Consider the following 18,623-nt stretch of genomic DNA (forward strand, 5'->3'; position numbering starts at 1 on the left):
GGAGACCTGCGTCAAACATGAAAAAGTCAAACAAACGTCTTGATTTCTTACCAAATCGACAGAATAAGTATTCTATTCGCAAATTTACAGTAGGCACAGCTTCTATTTTAGTGGGAGCTATCTTATTGTTCGGTGCACAAAATGATGCACAAGCTGAAGAAGCACCAGCAGATAAAGCATCAACATCGACAGATGAGAAAAAATTAGAAGTCTCACCAGTAGAAAAGAGCACAGCTGAGGTAGCAGCTGAAGTCGAAGAAGTAACAACAGATGAGGAAGCGTCAGAAGCGCCAACAACAGAGCAAACTGTTACTGAAGTAGAGACACCTGAGTCAACAGTCACAAAAGAAGAAGTGGTAGAGGCAGAAGTAGCACCTAAGAATACAACAGAAGCTTCAGAATCGCCAGAACCAACATCAAAAGCAACTTCTTCAGAGGATACAACAAACGAAGTGCCTTCTGTTGAAGAAGAAACTTCGAACGAGGTTGTGCAAGAAGCACCAACATCCGAAGCAATTCCAGCAGCACCAACAACAAGTGATGCCTCTACATCATCAACTGAAGTAACTCATGCATCTGAACCGGATATTACTTCAGTAAACGATCAAACAACAGCAGTAGACTATGTAACGTCAACAACGCCATTATCAGCATCAGAAGCAGAAACTTTAGTAAGCGATTTAAACCTAGACTATAACAACACGACGCCTGAAGCGTTACAAGCAGCGTTATTAGATGGTTTAGTAGCAGCTCAAAATGCTGCTAAGACAGAAGCGACAACATTAGATCGTCGCCAAACTTCAGCACTATCTGACATTGGCTCAGTAACATACGGTAAAACTGCATTTCGTGCAGTTGTTACACCACAAGATGGTTTAGCGGATAATGCGACGTATCAACCTTATGCAAACCAAGCGGCGACAAATTACCGTTTTGGTGAAGTAGGAGATGCGTCATTAGCGATTTCAAACAAAGATGAATTACCTGCTAATACACAATATGCATTTAAAAATAACAATGCATTTCAACAAGTGGGACATCAATTAGCTACAGTTGTAGCTACTTATCCGGATGGTACTGTAGATGAAGTTCAAGCACCTATTTATGTAAGCTATGGTTATGACAAGAATGGTCAAACATATACAGGTGTACCTTATTCAGCAGAAAATAATTTTCCACGTACTGAAGAAGATGTTCATATTACACCAATTTTAGAAGATTTAAGTTCAAGTGAAGCACAAGCAGATCATTCGATTGATTTTGATTTATCAAGTGTATTCAACTTAAACCGTGTTACTTCTGGAATGGAGACGTATATTGAACTAGATGAACGTATCGCTAAATATGTGACTTCTATTACAGGTAACATTGCTTCAACAGCTGGAGGAGCTGCGCCGCAACGTCCATTTGAATGGGAACGTGTAGTTAATGCTAAAGGTGAGTTAACAAACACTTGGAAAATGCGTACATTTAACGCGTTAGCTTATACAGACAACCAAACATCTGTATTCATTGGTGATCAACCAGCTATTTCTCAACTAAGTAAATCAAAAATCAACTTAGACGTTCCTGTATCACAAATTTTTGCAGATGATCCTTTACTACAAAATGGTGACCTTGCCTTTAGAACGTACACATTAACAAATAAAGGTCAACTGATTAACAATACTGACCGTAGTAACTATTTCCAAGTTGCTAGAGATGACAAAGATGGTTTAACTAATGCGACTAATTTACAAGAACGTAACTGGTTTACTGGTTCTGGTTCTATTACGCAGTTCGAACCAGAAGCAGGTACGAACGGCGGTATCGTATTTGACCAATATATTAATAAGTCATCAAATGGTACATTGAATGGTTATGGTGGACAACCGAACCGAGATTGGAAATACCATTTTGAGATTGATCCTCGTTTATTACCATACATTAAAGATGTTGAAATTCATTATTTAAATCAAAATGGTACGGATTGGTCAGTAAGTACTGAATTACAAGATCGTTTCAACAAGGAATCAAATCTTAATAAGACTGGCGGATGGAACAATTTTGAATACCGTTTTAATAACGGTACCAATATTGAATCAGCATATACAACAGGTACTACGTGGAATGACACGCGTACAGGTTCTGCCGATAAAGCCTCTTATTCTGTACCAGATGTTGAACTTACACCGGGTCAAGGTTACATTAATCTTGATGCTATTGCAATCAATGTCGATGCGCGTCAAGTGAATTTCAACCCTGGTTTAATTCAGCCAGCCAAAGTAAGGGTAGTTGCTGTATTACGTGATGATGTCACAATCAATAAAATCTTAGGAGAAAATCGTGATGAAAACTTCGGATTTACAGGTTACTTTGTAAATAGTAAAAATGAAGTGATTCCAAATTCTTATGGTACAGGATTTTATCAAGCTGTAGACATTGATTTAGATGGTATCGTAGATGAAATAGATCCTACTATTGAAGAAAAACCGCAACCAGTTCAAACAGCGGATAACTATACACCAGTAGGTCAACCTGTAGAAACACCAGTAGGCGTGACACCGGATCCACGAGACGGTATTTCAAATATTGCGGATTTACCAGCTGATGCGGTTTATTCTTGGGAAGTAGTACCGAATGTAGATGCGCCAACGGCAGACGGCGATCCAATTAAGGCAGCTGTTATTATTACTTATAACGATGGATCTCAAGATCGTGTTGAAGTACCAGTAACAGTAACTGATACACCTGATGTAACAGCGCCAGATGCGCCAGTTATCGACGCACCAATTGAAGGCGACCGTACTGTAAGAGGAACAGCGGAACCAAATTCAACAGTAGCGGTAACATTCCCGAACGGTGAAACAGTAGAAGCACCAGTAGACGGAGCAGGCAACTGGAGTGTAGAAGTACCAACAACAGAAGAATTAGCACCAGGAGAAACAATCACAGCGACTGCGACAGATGCGGCAGGAAATGTATCAGAACCAGGAACAACAACAGTGATCGAAGATCCTAACAAAGACGTAACAGCACCGGATGCGCCAGTTATCGATGCACCAATTGAAGGCGACCGTACAGTAAGAGGAACAGCGGAACCAAATTCAACGGTAGCGGTAACATTCCCGAACGGTGAAACAGTAGAAGCACCAGTAGATGGAGCAGGCAACTGGAGTGTAGAAGTACCAACAACAGAAGAATTAGCACCAGGAGAAACAATCACAGCGACTGCGACAGATGCGGCAGGAAATGTATCGGAGCCAGGAACAACAACAGTGATCGAAGATCCTAACAAAGACGTAACAGCGCCGGATGCGCCAGTTATCGATGCACCAATTGAAGGCGACCGCACAGTAAGAGGAACAGCGGAACCAAATTCAACAGTAGCGGTAACATTCCCGAACGGTGAAACAGTAGAAGCACCAGTAGATGGAGCAGGCAACTGGAGTGTAGAAGTACCAACAACAGAAGAATTAGCACCAGGAGAAACAATCACAGCGACTGCGACAGATGCGGCAGGAAATGTATCAGAACCAGGAACAACAACAGTGATCGAAGATCCTAACAAAGACGTAACAGCGCCGGATGCGCCAGTTATCGATGCACCAATTGAAGGCGACCGCACAGTAAGAGGAACAGCGGAACCAAATTCAACAGTAGCGGTAACATTCCCGAACGGTGAAACAGTAGAAGCACCAGTAGATGGAGCAGGCAACTGGAGTGTAGAAGTACCAACAACAGAAGAATTAGCACCAGGAGAAACAATCACAGCGACTGCGACAGATGCGGCAGGAAATGTATCAGAACCAGGAACAACAACAGTGATCGAAGATCCTAACAAAGACGTAACAGCCCCAGATGCGCCAGTAGTAAACGCAGTACAACCAGGGGACAAGACAATTACAGGAACAGGCGAACCAGGTTCAACAGTAACAGTAATGTTCCCGAATGGAGAAACAGCGACAGGAACAGTTGATGAAAACGGTAACTGGAGTGTAGAAGTACCAACAACAGAAGAATTAGCACCAGGAGAAACAATCACAGCGACTGCGACAGATGCGGCAGGAAATGTATCAGAACCAGGAACAACAACAGTGATCGAAGATCCTAACAAAGACGTAACAGCACCGGATGCGCCAGTTATCGATGCACCAATTGAAGGCGACCGCACAGTAAGAGGAACAGCGGAACCAAATTCAACAGTAGCGGTAACATTCCCGAACGGTGAAACAGTAGAAGCACCAGTAGATGGAGCAGGCAACTGGAGTGTAGAAGTACCAACAACAGAAGAATTAGCACCAGGAGAAACAATCACAGCGACTGCGACAGATGCGGCAGGAAATGTATCGGAGCCAGGAACAACAACAGTGATCGAAGATCCTAACAAAGACGTAACAGCCCCAGATGCGCCAGTAGTAAACGCAGTACAACCAGGGGACAAGACAATTACAGGAACAGGCGAACCAGGTTCAACAGTAACAGTAATGTTCCCGAATGGAGAAACAGCGACAGGAACAGTTGATGAAAACGGTAACTGGAGTGTTGAAGTACCAGAAGGAACAGAATTAAAACAAGATGATGTAATTACAGCGGTCGTTACTGATAGTAACGGAAATGTATCAGAACCAGGAAATGTAACAGTTAACGATACAATTGCGCCAGACGCGCCAGTAGTAAACGCAGTACAACCAGGGGACAAGACAATTACAGGAACAGGCGAACCAGGTTCAACAGTAACAGTAACGTTCCCGAATGGAGAAACAGCGACAGGAACAGTTGACGAAAACGGTAACTGGAGTGTTGAGGTACCAGAAGGAACAGAATTAAAACAAGATGACGTAATTACAGCAGTCGTTACTGATGGTAATGGAAATGTATCAGAAGCAGGAAATGTAACAGTTAACGATACAATTGCGCCAGACGCACCAGTAGTAAACGCAGTACAACCAGGGGACAAGACAATTACAGGAACAGGCGAACCAGGTTCAACAGTAACAGTAATGTTCCCGAATGGAGAAACAGCGACAGGAACAGTTGACGAAAACGGTAACTGGAGTGTTGAGGTACCAGAAGGAACAGAATTAAAACAAGATGACGTAATTACAGCAGTCGTTACTGATGGTAATGGAAATGTATCAGAAGCAGGAAATGTAACAGTTAACGATACAATTGCGCCAGACGCACCAGTAGTAAACGCAGTACAACCAGGGGATAAGACAATTACAGGAACAGGCGAGCCAGGAAGTACTGTAACAGTAACGTTCCCGAATGGAGAAACAGCGACAGGCACAGTTGATGAAAACGGTAACTGGAGCGTTGAGGTACCAGAAGGAACAGAATTGAAACAAGATGATGTAATTACAGCAGTCGTTACTGATAGTAACGGAAATGCGTCAGAACCAAGCAGCGTGAAAGTAAATGATACAATCGCGCCAGAAGCGCCAGTAGTAAACGCAGTACAACCAGGGGATAAGACAATTACAGGAACAGGCGAGCCAGGATCAACAGTAACAGTAACGTTCCCGAATGGAGAAACAGCGACAGGAACAGTTGATGAAAACGGTAACTGGAGTGTTGAGGTACCAGAAGGAACAGAATTAAAACAAGATGACGTAATTACAGCAGTCGTTACTGATGGTAATGGAAATGTATCAGAAGCAGGAAATGTAACAGTTAACGATACAATTGCGCCAGACGCACCAGTAGTAAACGCAGTACAACCAGGGGATAAGACAATTACAGGAACAGGCGAGCCAGGAAGTACTGTAACAGTAACGTTCCCGAATGGAGAAACAGCGACAGGAACAGTTGATGAAAACGGTAACTGGAGCGTTGAGGTACCAGAAGGAACAGAATTGAAACAAGATGATGTAATTACAGCGGTCGTTACTGATAGTAACGGAAATGTATCAGAACCAGGAAATGTAACAGTTAACGATACAATTGCGCCAGACGCGCCAGTAGTAAACGCAGTACAACCAGGGGACAAGACAATTACAGGAACAGGCGAACCAGGTTCAACAGTAACAGTAACGTTCCCGAATGGAGAAACAGCGACAGGAACAGTTGACGAAAACGGTAACTGGAGTGTTGAGGTACCAGAAGGAACAGAATTAAAACAAGATGACGTAATTACAGCAGTCGTTACTGATGGTAATGGAAATGTATCAGAAGCAGGAAATGTAACAGTTAACGATACAATTGCGCCAGACGCACCAGTAGTAAACGCAGTACAACCAGGGGATAAGACAATTACAGGAACAGGCGAGCCAGGAAGTACTGTAACAGTAACGTTCCCGAATGGAGAAACAGCGACAGGCACAGTTGATGAAAACGGTAACTGGAGCGTTGAGGTACCAGAAGGAACAGAATTGAAACAAGATGATGTAATTACAGCAGTCGTTACTGATAGTAACGGAAATGCGTCAGAACCAAGCAGCGTGAAAGTAAATGATACAATCGCGCCAGAAGCGCCAGTAGTAAACGCAGTACAACCAGGGGATAAGACAATTACAGGAACAGGCGAGCCAGGATCAACAGTAACAGTAACGTTCCCGAATGGAGAAACAGCGACAGGAACAGTTGATGAAAACGGTAACTGGAGTGTTGAAGTACCAGAAGGAACAGAATTAAAACAAGATGACGTAATTACAGCAGTCGTTACTGATAGTAACGGAAATGCGTCAGAACCAAGCAGCGTGAAAGTAAATGATACAATCGCGCCAGAAGCGCCAGTAGTAAACGCAGTACAACCAGGGGATAAGACAATTACAGGAACAGGCGAGCCAGGAAGTACTGTAACAGTAACGTTCCCGAATGGAGAAACAGCGACAGGAACAGTTGATGAAAACGGTAACTGGAGTGTTGAGGTTCCAGAAGGAACAGAATTAAAACAAGATGATGTAATTACAGCAGTCGTTACTGATAGTAACGGAAATGCATCAGAACCAAGCAGCGTGAAAGTAAATGATACAATCGCGCCAGACGCACCAGTAGTAAACGCGCCACAACCAGGGGATAAAGTGATTACAGGAACAGGCGAACCAGGATCAACAGTAACAGTAACGTTCCCGAATGGAGAAACAGCGACAGGAACAGTTGATGAAAACGGTAACTGGAGTGTTGAAGTACCAGAAGGAACAGAATTAAAACAAGGTGATGTAATCACAGCAGTGTTGACAGATAGTAATGGCAACATATCAAAACCAGGAAGCAGTGTAGTAGTTGCTAAAGCATCATCTGAAAAACCAGGTATTACGTCTACTAAGCCGGAAGACAAAACAATCACAGGAGCAGGAAAGCCAGATTCAACAGTGACTGTTGCACCTTCGAACGGTAAATCAGTAGACGCTTCGGTTGACAAAGATGGAGATGCTCACAAAGTGGCTTCTTCAAAAGAGGCTAAAGCGTTACCTGAAACAGGTACAACAAGCACAAACCCAACATTATTCGGTGGCTTGATTGCTGCATTCGGTTCTCTATTCTTATTAGGTAGACGTCGTAAAGAAAAAGAAGATAAATAATGTTATAGAAACTCAATTATAAAGTATAGTTTGATTTATAATGAGATTCGAAGATGAAAGTTGTCACACAATGTATTTTAGTAAGTTAAGAGGCCAGGACATTCAATGTCTTGGCTTCTTCAGTAATACACGATTGTTATAAATTAGAGCATTCGCGATTTTGTAAATCAAAATCAATGGTGAAATTTTGATATTGACACGTGACTTTATTATCTGTATAGTATGAATTATCAAATAATTATAGCGGATTGATAAGTAACGTTTGTCGTTGTAGCATATAGAAAGCTAACGGGTGATGTAAGTTAGCACGACACAATCGCGAATTGGGCAATCAGCAGTTTTATCATTTTAAATAAGATTTAAAAGTGAACATGTTTATGCATGTTAATAAAGGTGGCACCACGTTAACGCGTCCTTTTCGAAGCGTTAATGTGGTGTTTTATATTTGTGAGGAAAGATGAAGTAATTTGACAACAAGGTAGTGTCAGAAAATGAACGGGTGATGTGAGTTCATACCTTTGTGAAATGAATTGGGTCTTTCTAAAAGCAACCAATTGCATACTAAGAGTGAACAGTTATGGCTGTTAATGAGGGTGGTACCGCGCGTGAAGCGTCCTGATATGGGATGTTGACGCGCGGGTTTTTATTTTTTAAGGAGGGGTCTAATTGTATGAACATTAAATATCGTATTATCAATGCACCTGTAAACCCTGAAACATTTGCTAGACATCGAAAGCACAAAATTATTTTAGAGAGTACAACAACACATCAAACAAAAGGACGTTATTCTATGGTCGTTTTTGATACGTATGGAAAATGTGAGCTTGTTGAAGACGCACTTTACATTCAAACGCCATATGAAACAAAAACGATTCAAACTCAGCCTTTTGAACATTTGAAGCAGTACATTGACAAGTGTAAAGCAACAATTGAACATCCAGAGTTAGCGCAACTTCCTTTTATTTCGGGATTTTTAGGTTATTGTAGTTTTGATCTCGTAAGACATGCTTTTCCAATTTTGAAGCAACAAGCTATTGTTGGAGAAACGAGCGACGTCTTATTTCACATGGTAGAGTCTGTATATGTATTCGATCATTATATGGAACAAATTTATATTATCGCAACGGATTTCTTCTCGAATGCAACAGACTCAGAATTGAATGAACGATTAGATGGGATGATCTCAGAATTTGAAAAAGTACAGTTGTTTGAAAATGAAAAAAGTGTTCATCTACCATCTAAAAACATCCAAAGTAATATTTCTGACGAGACGTTAATACAACGAATAACGGCTTTTAAATCATTAATTCAACAAGGAGATATGTTTCAAGTTGTACCTTCAAGAATATACCGCTATGAACATCACTTCGGAGCTTCTCGTGGTAGATTGGCGTATCAATTGTATCAACAACTTAAACGCAATAATCCTAGCCCGTACATGTTTTATTACCATATGGAAGGGCCGATTCTTGTCGGAAGTTCCCCCGAGAGTTTTGTAAAAGTGAAGCAAAACGAGGTCATGACCAATCCGATTGCTGGTACGATAAAAAGGGGAGCTACCGTTGAAGAAGATAGCGCAAATGAACAGGCACTTATTCAAGATGAAAAAGAATTAAGTGAACATCGTATGCTCGTAGATTTAGGTAGAAATGATATTTTAAGAATTGCACGCCCTGAATCATTAAAAATTCCTAAATTAATGACAGTAGAACGTTATGAACATGTGATGCACATTGTAAGTGAGGTTGTCGGTACGTTAGATGACCATACTTCACCTATGGATGTGATTACTTCATTATTGCCAACCGGAACCGTTTCTGGTGCGCCGAAAATAAGGGCGATACAACGGATTTATGCTTATCATCCATACAAACGGGGCGTTTACAGTGGAGGTATTGGTTATATCAATTGTGATCATTCACTTGATTTAGCGCTTGTCATACGTACTATGGTTATCGATGATACATTTGTGAATGTGGAAGCTGGTTGTGGCGTAGTTTATGATTCTATTCCTGAAAAGGAGCTTGAAGAAATTCGGCTAAAAGCTAAAAGTTTGTTGGAGGTGGTGCTATGATTCTTGTCATCGATAATTATGATTCGTTTACGTATAATTTGGTCGATTTATTTCATCCATATGATGAAGTAAAAGTGCGTTACCCAGATGATTCAAGTATTTTTGATTTATGTCCTGACGTGCTTGTAATCTCTCCTGGACCAGGGCATCCTGATGATACCCCATATCTCAATAGAATTATTAAACATTTCAATGCGTTACCTATTTTAGGGGTTTGTTTAGGCGCGCAAGCTTTGTATAGGTATTATGGTGGCGAAGTAAAGGTAGGGCGACAAGTGATGCATGGTAAAATAGATCGGCTTCAATTTGAACAAGCAACACCTTTATACCAAAATATATCTGAATATTCCGACATCATGCGTTATCATTCTTTAATTTGTGAAGAGATAACGTGTCCGAGTGCACTCATCATAACAGGGCGCACAGAGGATGCGATTCAATCTTTTGAACATCGAACACATTTGCATTATGGCATTCAATATCATCCAGAATCATTCGCAAGTCCAGAAGTTACAAAGATCGTGCATAATTTCATGGAACTTGCTCAGAAGGGAGTTAAACCTCATGACTTTGCTTGAATCACTACGTAACAAAAATGCACTTACGCCACAAGAAATAACAACTTTTGTACAAACATTACTTTCAGAAGATGTGAATTTAACTGAAAAAGTGACGTTACTTGAAGCTTATACGGACAAAGGCGAGACGTCGGAGGAATTATTTGCGCTTGCTTCAGAATTAATTCAGACGACCTATTTACCACAACCTAAATACCCCGGTAGCATGTGTGTATGTGGGACAGGGGGCGATGGTTCAAATAGTTTTAATATCTCAACAACAGTATCGTTTGTTGTGGCAGCTGCGGGTGTCCCAGTCATCAAACATGGCAATAAAAGTGTGACTTCGAAATCTGGAAGCGTCGATATTTTGAAGGCGTTGCATGTGCCTACAACATCGATGTCAGAAGTTTCAAGTCAAGTCGCTATGACGAACCTCGCATTTATAAGTGCTACACAAGCCTATCCAATTATGAAAAATTTGCAGCCAGTTCGGCGCTCTATCGCCAAGCCTACCATTTTTAACATAGTAGGTCCTATCATTAACCCTTTTCAATTAGATTATCAAGTGATGGGAATATTTGATTCGAAACGTATGGCAATCGTAGCGGAAACATTGAAGCAATTAGGTCGAAAAAAGGCGCTCGTTGTCCATGGAGCTGGAGGCATGGATGAGGCGACATTGTCGGGAGAAAATCAACTTTATGAAATTGATAATGGCATCATTAAACACTATACACTTAAGGCAACAGATTTAGGATTACGTTATGCCCCTAATTCAGCGCTTCGAGGTGGCACACCTGAAGAAAATAAAGCCATTACGCTCGGCATTTTAGATGGCACAGATACTTCAGTACGTAGAGACGTTGTTATTTTAAATACAGCACTGGCACTTTATGCGGCAGAAAAAGCGATTGATTTTCAAGACGGTGTCATTCAAGCTGCACATTTAATTCAAAGTGGGCAAGCTTATCGTCTCTATAAAAAGATGGTAAAGGAGGAGCATGATGTCTATATTGGATGAGATTGTAACTTATAAAAAAATGTTATTGGAGACAGGGTATTACGAAGCAAAACTCAAAACGCTACCACATGTTGACGTACATCATAAATCGACATTAGTAGAACGGTTAGAACAAAGTAGGCATGTAGAAGTTATAGCGGAAATTAAGTCTCAAAGTCCAACGGTGCGCGATATACCTGAGCGCCCTTTAGAGCATCAAATTCAAGCGTACTGTGAAGGAGGCGCTGCAGCAATTTCTATTTTAACGGATGAGCAGTTTTTTAATGGTACATTTGAACGTCTTGCGGATTTAACACAACAAACAGATCTTCCTGTTTTATGTAAAGATTTTATGATTGATGAACGGCAAATTGATGTTGCGAAGCGAGCGGGGGCGTCTATTATTTTACTCATCGTGCATATTTTAAGTGATGCGCAACTGAAGCGTTTATACCGTTATGCGCAACAACTTAATTTAGAAGTATTAGTTGAAGTTCATAACGAAAGAGAGCTAGAACGTGCACAGCGTCTCTGTCCTAAAATAATTGGCGTAAATAATCGAGATTTACAACATTTCGTGACGAAGGTAGAACATACCAATAAGATTTTAAAAAATAAAAGCAATGACATTTATTATATTTCGGAAAGTGGCATTAAAACAAGTACAGATGTTGAAAAAATAGTACCGTCAGGCATTCATGGCGTGCTTGTCGGTGAGACGCTTATGAAGGCGGAGTACCCAGCAACATTACTTCAAACATTTAAACGAAAAAGGGTTGGAAGCAGATGTATCTAAAGTATTGTGGATTTACACGCGAAAAAGATATTCAAGTGGCATGTCATCTTAATATCGATGCGATTGGTATCATTACGTATCCCAAAAGTAAACGATATGTCGAACGTGACAAACTTGTCCAACTTTTCGAGAATGTCCCTTCTTATATTGATCGTGTAGCAGTCACTGTTAATACGCCTATAGAAGCGTTATTAAATCTTGTGCAAACTTCCAATATTAATGTGTTGCAACTTCATGGTAATGAATCAGTTGAAACTGTAAAAGCGTTAAAAACAAGTTGTCCAAGTATTAAAATTTTTAAAGCGATTCCAGCGCACAATGATTGTATTCAACAAGTGAAAACATTTGCCCCTTTAGTAGATAAGATTTTAGTAGATACGCCGACTGCATTGTTTGGTGGTTCTGGAGAGACATTTGATTGGAAAGTGTTATCTGAATGTACGGAAACGCCAATTTTAGTTGCAGGAGGGTTGAATAATCATAATGTTAAAACGTTAATCAAGCATTACCCTCACATTGAAGGGCTTGACGTTTCAAGCGGTATAGAACGAGCGAAAGGGATTAAAGACAGTAGGAAAATGGCACAATTCATTGACACGGTGAAAGGAGCATTGAAATGAAACATATACAATTACAAGCAGATGAAAATGGCTTATTCGGTGGTTATGGCGGCCGCTATGTACCAGAAACGCTAATGCCAGCAATTCAGGAACTGAAAGAAGCATTTGATGAAGCACAACAAGACCCCACTTTTTTAGAAACATTTCAGACGTATTTAAAAGAATATGTTGGGCGTGAAACACCGTTAACGTATGCGCAATCGTATACAGAACAATTAGGAGGTGCAAAAGTTTATTTGAAACGTGAAGATTTGAATCATACAGGTGCGCATAAAATTAATAATGCGATTGGGCAAGCTTTAATTGCAAAACGCATGGGCAAAAAGAAGCTTGTAGCAGAAACTGGTGCAGGACAACATGGTGTAGCGAGTGCAACAGTAGCAGCATTATTTGATATGGAGCTTGTCGTATTTATGGGTGCAGAAGATATTAAACGTCAACAGTTGAATGTTTTTCGAATGGAGTTGCTCGGTGCGAAGGTTGTATCTGTCGAAGAAGGCCAAGGAACGTTATCTGATGCGGTAAACAAAGCTTTACAATATTGGGTCGCACATGTTGAGGATACCCATTATTTATTGGGATCGGCGTTAGGGCCAGACCCATTTCCGACAATGGTACGTGAATTTCAACGGGTTATTGGCGACGAAATTAAACGTCAAATTCAAGAAAAAGAGCAACGTTTACCAAATGCAGTTGTGGCATGTATTGGAGGCGGTTCAAACGCGATTGGCACGTTTTATCCTTTTATTACAGACGATGTGAAACTTTATGGTGTTGAAGCTGCAGGAGAAGGCGCGCATACGAATCGGCATGCGCTTGCAATTTCAAAAGGGAAGAAAGGTATTTTACACGGTGCGAAAATGTATTTAATTCAAGATGACCATCATCAAATTGAGTTAGCGCATTCGATTTCAGCTGGCTTAGACTATCCAGGTGTTGGGCCGGAACATTGTTATTACCATGATATTGGAAGAGTGACCTATGCATCTGCCACGGATGATGAAGCGATGGAAGCACTTGTTCGTTTTACTAAAGCTGAAGGTATTATTCCAGCGATTGAAAGTGCGCATGCTTTAAGTTATGTTGAAAAATTGGCACCAAAGATGCAGAAAGATGAGATTATTGTCGTCACGATATCAGGTCGTGGAGATAAAGATATGGAGACGATACGTCAATATACGGCGCAAAAGAGAGGTGAGTCTCATGCGTAAACAGTTTGTCGCATATATTATGGGAGGTCCTAACTTTATAGAGTCGTTAAAACTTCTTGATAGCGAAGGGGCAGATTATGTCGAGATAGGCGTGCCTTTTTCAGATCCTGTTGCTGACGGTCCTATTATTAAAAAAGCTGGCGAAAAAGCGATTCAAGCAAGGATGACGTTAGAAAAGATTTTGGAACAATTGAAAATACATCAAAAAGAAATTAAAGCGAAAACAATTATAATGACCTATGCGCATATGATAGAAGCTTATGGTGAAGCGGCATTTATGCAAGCGCTAGATGAGGCCGATGTGTATGGTTTAATTATTCCGGATATGCCATTTGAATATACGGAACAATTGAAAGCACGTTACCCTCAAAGACATGTGAAAATCATTTCATTAATTGCGATGACTGCGCATGAGGCACGTATGAAACAAATAGCGGAACAAGCAGAAGGTTTCATTTATACGGTAACAATGAATCAAACTACAGGACAAAATGCGCAATTTCATCCAGAGTTAAAAGCTAAAATCAAAGCGATTCAGCAGTATACGTCTATTCCAGTAATGGCTGGATTTGGCATTCGTGATGAAACACAAGTAACTGATATCGTGTCTGTGGCAGATGGTGTAATTATAGGAAGCGAAATTGTCCGACGATTAGATGAAGACGGGATTGAGGCAACACGACCATTTTTAAAAAACATGCGAAAAGTTTTAAATGAAACAGATGCATAACAGCGAAAGTGCTTGCAATTTTATGCGAAGATAAGTGTGAAATGTTACTGAACGCGTTATAATGAGGTTATCGAGAGGGAAAGGATGTGGTGCATATGGCTTACACGTTTATTTTTGATTTAGATGACACGTTATACGATCAACTTGAAGCTTTTAACATTGCATATCAGTATCATTTTGCGGACAGTGATATCAATGTAGCAACGCTGTATCGTCATTTTCGACATTACAGTGATGACGTCTTTGATCAAACACAAAATGGCGATATGACCGTGACTGAAATGCAAATATACCGTATCACAGAAGCAGCGAATGATTTTGATATTGCTTTGCCAGAAAAAAAGGCACTAGCATTTCAAAGAGACTATGAACAAGCGCAACAGCGTATCACATTATCCCATCCTATTAAAACAATGTTATATGCGTTAAAACAAAAGCACACTTTAATGGGCGTCATTACAAATGGTGAAGGGCACCATCAACGCATGAAAATAAAAGCTCTAGAGCTTGACCGCATCATACCAGAAAAACATATATTTATTTCTGCAGAAACAGGGATGTATAAGCCAGATGTCGCACTATTCAAACTGGTTGAACAAGCATTAGATTTAAAGCCCCAGAACACATTTTACATCGGAGACAATTTTGAAAATGATGTCGTTGGAGCACTTAATGCGGGATGGCACACCATTTGGTTTAACCGTCGCAATCGTTCGGCAACCCTTAAAGGTTATCAACCTGATTATTATGTAGATTCAGAAGAAGGGCTTGTTGAAGTGATTGAAAAATTACAAAATGAGCACTTAAAATAATGCAAAACCACCGAAGTTTACTTTGAAACTGAGGTGGTTATTTTTATGATTATTGTGCCATAATGTCGCGTGTAAAACGGACGCCCTGATCAGGTGATTCATACATAGTAATAGCGTTAAGTGAGACGTTATCTGGGAGATGTGTACTGAAAGTTTCCCAAATCCAATGAATTAAGTTTTCTAAAGTAATATTCATATCTGGCAAAGTTTCATTTAATAATTGTCCCTCAAGTGAAGGTTCAAGATGGGTTTTGTAAATGTTATCAATAATCCTAAAGTCAACGGCCATACCAAGTTCATCTGTTTTAGACCAAAGTTCTATATCTAACAAATAACGATTATCTTCTAAATCATGGTACGAAGTTTCGTTAAAAAAGATGCGGGCGTCCGCACAGAATTCGTAATGTCTTAAAATTAAAACGGTTTTTTGGTGTCTTGCAAAGTGTTTGGGTGGCTTGACATCATCGAATTTTGCCATGAAAAGACCTCTTTTCTACTTTTTTATTAGCATAACACAATACAAAATAATCACGAAAAGATACGCGTATACTCAAATTTCTTCGTTCTCATGCGAAAAGGAGATAAATCGTGTAAAATGGTTAGAAACATGTAAGTTATCAAATGAGGGGGTATTTGATGCAACATGAAACGCTTGAAAGCGCCTTAAAATTACTTTTAGGCGAACGACTTTTTTTAGATACGGCTTCTCGAATATCATACGGATATGATGGATCATTTGGACAGTACGTGCCTGAATTTGTGACGCAACCACTTTCAACAAAAGAAGTTCAAGAGATAGTTAAACTGGCGAACCGTTTTAACGAACCGATTTATCCAAGAGGTGCTGGTACAAATTTGTCAGGTGGCGCACTGCCTGTACATGGGGGGATTGTCATTGATTTTTCTCAATGGGATGAGGTGACAATTTATCCGAACGATTTAATTATTAAAACACGACCAGGCGTGAAAACATCGACAATACACGCTTTAGCGGAAGCACATCAACTTATGTATCCACCTGATCCTTCTTCATCTGCGGTATGCACAATAGGAGGAAATCTTGCAGAAAATGCGGGTGGGCCACATGGCGTAAAATATGGTGTGACAAAAGATTATGTCATAGGGCTTGAGGTAGTTACAGCGCAAGGAGAACTTATTCGGACAGGCGGTCAAACAATTAAAAATGTGACAGGTTATGATTTAACAAAGTTGCTAGTAGGTTCAGAGGGGACGCTAGGCATTATTACTGAAGCAACTTTACGTTTAATTCCAAAGCCTAAAGCTACACAAACGGCGATGATTGTGTTTAAAGATTTGGAAAGTGCAGGGCGTTCAATTTCTCAAATTTTAACTTCGGGCGTCAGACCGTCGAAAATGGAGATTTTAGATCATCATGCGATTAATAAAGTGGTTGATTATGCAGGATTAGATTTGCCAAGAGCAGCAGCTGCAATATTGCTTGTGGAAGTGGATGGTGAGCCGGATGCTTTAACAAAAGAAATGGAAACGATTCGAGTCGCACTTGAAAAAATTGGTGTAGAGCATATTGAAATTGCAAAGACAAAAGAACAAGAGGCAGAATTGTGGCGTGTGCGTAAGGCAGTGTCACCTGCAGTGGTGGAGAGTGGCTACACTAAAATTTCTGAAGATGCGACTGTGCCATTAAGCAAAATCCCACATATGTTTAAAAAGATATCAGAACTAAAGCACAAATATCAGTTAAGTATTGTTGTTTTTGGACATGCAGGTGATGGCAATTTACATCCGACCATTAATGCCAACATGCGAGATAAAACGGCGATACAAAATGTAGAGCAAGCAGTAGAAGAAATATTCAATTATGCTATTGAACTCGGTGGCACTTTATCAGGTGAACACGGCATTGGAACGATGAAAAAAGCCTTCATGACGCGAGAACTCGGAACAGAAGGCGTTGCTTTTCAAAAAGCAATTAAACAAGCTTTAGATCCTGACAACGTATTAAATCCAGGAAAGATTTTTCCAGCTGAAGGTGAAACAAGATTGGTGTTGCACAATGACTAATTTAAAATCCCGTCTCGATTACCAAGCTACGTTTGATTGTGTGCAATGTGGCTATTGCTTACCGGTTTGTCCTACATATGTCTCTTTTAAAAATGAAAAACATTCACCAAGAGGACGGATTAATTTAGTGAAATTGGCTGCGGAAAACAAAGTGACTTTGGAGGATATGGCTGAAAGTATAGAATTATGTCTGGGGTGTAGAGCATGTGAAACGGTGTGCCCAACTCATGTTAACTATGGAGACATTTTAAGTTCAGCCGTAGAGGTACTTTATGAGGAAAAGGCACAATCCAACGTTGAAAAAGTCATACGTTATACGGCTTTTCAAGGTTTACTTAAACACCCAAAAGCATTACGTCTCGTCAATAAAGGGCTACGTTTCTATCAAAAATCAGGTGTGGAAACAATAATAACAGCAACAGGTGCTTTAAAGTTTGCGCCTAAATATCAACAATTTCAAAAAATCTTGCCTAAAGTTCATAAAACAACACCACAACACAAAGGAGCATTTTCTCGCCAAAAATCAATGACGGTAGGCTTTTTTCAAGGATGCATGATGGATGCCATATTTAGCCATATTAATGATTTAGCAATTAAAATTATGGAACAGCATGACATTCAAGTGATGAATGTCGCTATGCAAACGTGTTGTGGCGCCTTACAGCATCATGCAGGTCAAACCGCAGAAACCATTTCGCTCGCTAAAAGAAATATCGAAACGTATGAACGTTACGACTTTGATTACATTGTTAATACGATTGGAGGTTGTGGTGCAGCGTTAAAAGAATACGACAAATTGTTTGAAAAAGGAACATCATGGCATGAGCGTGCGACGAAATTTGTGAATAAGGTAAGAGATATATCAGAAATTTTAGCTGCACAAACATTAGTGTGGCGCACGCAGTTAAATGCGCAAGCAATTTACCAACCGTCTTGCCATTTAGAAAATGTTCAAAAAGTCTTTAAAGCCCTAGAACATGTACTCAATGCGATTCCAGGGCTAACGTTGTTGCCGTTTGAAAACCAACACCATTGTTGCGGCTCGGCAGGTATTTATAATTTGGTGAATTATGAAGCTGAAATGCAAATTTTAGATGATAAAATGCACCATGTTCAAAAGGTGAAACCTAACTTGATTATTACGTCAAATCCTGGTTGTCACCTTCAAATGAAGTTAGGTGTGGAACGCGAAGGCCTTTCAAGCCAAATTGAAGTTAAACACCTTGTCGAAGTTGTCGCAGAGGCATGTCAAATCAATTGAGAAAATAAAAA

12 protein-coding genes are annotated in these 18,623 nt (G+C 40.3%); 11 read left to right on the forward strand and 1 reads right to left on the reverse strand.

Annotated elements, in window-relative coordinates; genetic code table 11:
• Positions 1-17 precede the first annotated feature (17 nt).
• From LN051_RS01680 to LN051_RS01720, 9 genes are all read left to right on the forward strand, one after another.
• Entirely contained in the window at positions 18-7,505 is a 7,488-nt protein-coding gene (locus LN051_RS01680; protein ID WP_229292904.1) for an Ig-like domain-containing protein, read from the forward strand.
• Positions 7,506-8,175: 670 nt separating this feature from the next.
• Positions 8,176-9,579: an anthranilate synthase component I gene (locus LN051_RS01685; protein ID WP_229292905.1), complete on the forward strand. Its 1,404-nt coding sequence runs from the start codon at positions 8,176-8,178 to the stop codon at positions 9,577-9,579.
• The gene (locus LN051_RS01690; protein WP_229292906.1) at positions 9,576-10,157 is read left to right on the forward strand and encodes an anthranilate synthase component II; all 582 of its coding nucleotides are present in this window, start codon (positions 9,576-9,578) and stop codon (positions 10,155-10,157) included. The genes LN051_RS01685 and LN051_RS01690 overlap by 4 nt, the downstream gene beginning before the upstream one ends.
• Complete coding sequence (trpD, locus tag LN051_RS01695) at positions 10,144-11,160, forward strand: anthranilate phosphoribosyltransferase (protein ID WP_229292907.1); 1,017 nt, start codon at positions 10,144-10,146, stop codon at positions 11,158-11,160. Before LN051_RS01690 ends, trpD begins: the two co-directional genes overlap by 14 nt.
• Positions 11,144-11,935, forward strand: a complete 792-nt coding sequence (gene trpC / locus LN051_RS01700) for an indole-3-glycerol phosphate synthase TrpC (RefSeq protein ID WP_229292908.1) — start codon at positions 11,144-11,146, stop codon at positions 11,933-11,935. Before trpD ends, trpC begins: the two co-directional genes overlap by 17 nt.
• Positions 11,926-12,555 carry a phosphoribosylanthranilate isomerase gene (locus LN051_RS01705; protein WP_229292909.1) on the forward strand — a complete coding sequence of 210 codons (630 nt, stop codon included), beginning with the start codon at positions 11,926-11,928 and terminating at the stop codon, positions 12,553-12,555. Before trpC ends, LN051_RS01705 begins: the two co-directional genes overlap by 10 nt.
• A complete protein-coding gene (gene trpB, locus LN051_RS01710; RefSeq protein WP_229292910.1) occupies positions 12,552-13,766 on the forward strand; it encodes a tryptophan synthase subunit beta in 1,215 nt (404 codons plus the stop codon). The genes LN051_RS01705 and trpB overlap by 4 nt, the downstream gene beginning before the upstream one ends.
• The gene (trpA, locus tag LN051_RS01715) at positions 13,759-14,496 is read left to right on the forward strand and encodes a tryptophan synthase subunit alpha (RefSeq protein WP_229292911.1); all 738 of its coding nucleotides are present in this window, start codon (positions 13,759-13,761) and stop codon (positions 14,494-14,496) included. The genes trpB and trpA overlap by 8 nt, the downstream gene beginning before the upstream one ends.
• A 95-nt stretch (positions 14,497-14,591) precedes the next feature.
• Positions 14,592-15,308: an HAD family hydrolase gene (locus LN051_RS01720; RefSeq protein WP_229292912.1), complete on the forward strand. Its 717-nt coding sequence runs from the start codon at positions 14,592-14,594 to the stop codon at positions 15,306-15,308.
• A gap of 49 nt (positions 15,309-15,357) precedes the next feature.
• On the opposite strand, the gene LN051_RS01725 is transcribed toward LN051_RS01720, so the two are convergent.
• Positions 15,358-15,786, reverse strand: coding sequence for a 6-pyruvoyl trahydropterin synthase family protein (locus tag LN051_RS01725; RefSeq protein WP_229292913.1), 429 nt, complete (start codon positions 15,784-15,786; stop codon positions 15,358-15,360).
• Positions 15,787-15,944: 158 nt separating this feature from the next.
• On the opposite strand from LN051_RS01725, the gene LN051_RS01730 reads away from it, so the two are divergent.
• Positions 15,945-17,351, forward strand: coding sequence for an FAD-binding oxidoreductase (locus tag LN051_RS01730; RefSeq protein WP_229292914.1), 1,407 nt, complete (start codon positions 15,945-15,947; stop codon positions 17,349-17,351).
• Entirely contained in the window at positions 17,344-18,612 is a 1,269-nt protein-coding gene (locus LN051_RS01735; protein WP_229292915.1) for a (Fe-S)-binding protein, read from the forward strand. Before LN051_RS01730 ends, LN051_RS01735 begins: the two co-directional genes overlap by 8 nt.
• The last annotated feature ends 11 nt before the right edge of the window (positions 18,613-18,623 follow it).

Source organism: Staphylococcus ratti (genome assembly GCF_020883535.1).
Taxonomy (GTDB): Bacteria; Bacillota; Bacilli; order Staphylococcales; family Staphylococcaceae; genus Staphylococcus; species Staphylococcus ratti.

Coding starts and splice junctions, on each gene's coding strand:
- LN051_RS01690 (WP_229292906.1), top strand. CDS start 9,576: ATGATTCTTGTCATCGATAATTATGATTCGTTTACGTATAATTTGGTC.
- LN051_RS01735 (WP_229292915.1), top strand. CDS start 17,344: ATGACTAATTTAAAATCCCGTCTCGATTACCAAGCTACGTTTGATTGT.
- LN051_RS01685 (WP_229292905.1), top strand. CDS start 8,176: ATGAACATTAAATATCGTATTATCAATGCACCTGTAAACCCTGAAACA.
- LN051_RS01730 (WP_229292914.1), top strand. CDS start 15,945: ATGCAACATGAAACGCTTGAAAGCGCCTTAAAATTACTTTTAGGCGAA.
- trpB (WP_229292910.1), top strand. CDS start 12,552: ATGAAACATATACAATTACAAGCAGATGAAAATGGCTTATTCGGTGGT.
- trpC (WP_229292908.1), top strand. CDS start 11,144: ATGTCTATATTGGATGAGATTGTAACTTATAAAAAAATGTTATTGGAG.
- LN051_RS01725 (WP_229292913.1), bottom strand. CDS start 15,786: ATGGCAAAATTCGATGATGTCAAGCCACCCAAACACTTTGCAAGACAC.
- trpD (WP_229292907.1), top strand. CDS start 10,144: ATGACTTTGCTTGAATCACTACGTAACAAAAATGCACTTACGCCACAA.
- LN051_RS01680 (WP_229292904.1), top strand. CDS start 18: ATGAAAAAGTCAAACAAACGTCTTGATTTCTTACCAAATCGACAGAAT.
- LN051_RS01705 (WP_229292909.1), top strand. CDS start 11,926: ATGTATCTAAAGTATTGTGGATTTACACGCGAAAAAGATATTCAAGTG.
- LN051_RS01720 (WP_229292912.1), top strand. CDS start 14,592: ATGGCTTACACGTTTATTTTTGATTTAGATGACACGTTATACGATCAA.
- trpA (WP_229292911.1), top strand. CDS start 13,759: ATGCGTAAACAGTTTGTCGCATATATTATGGGAGGTCCTAACTTTATA.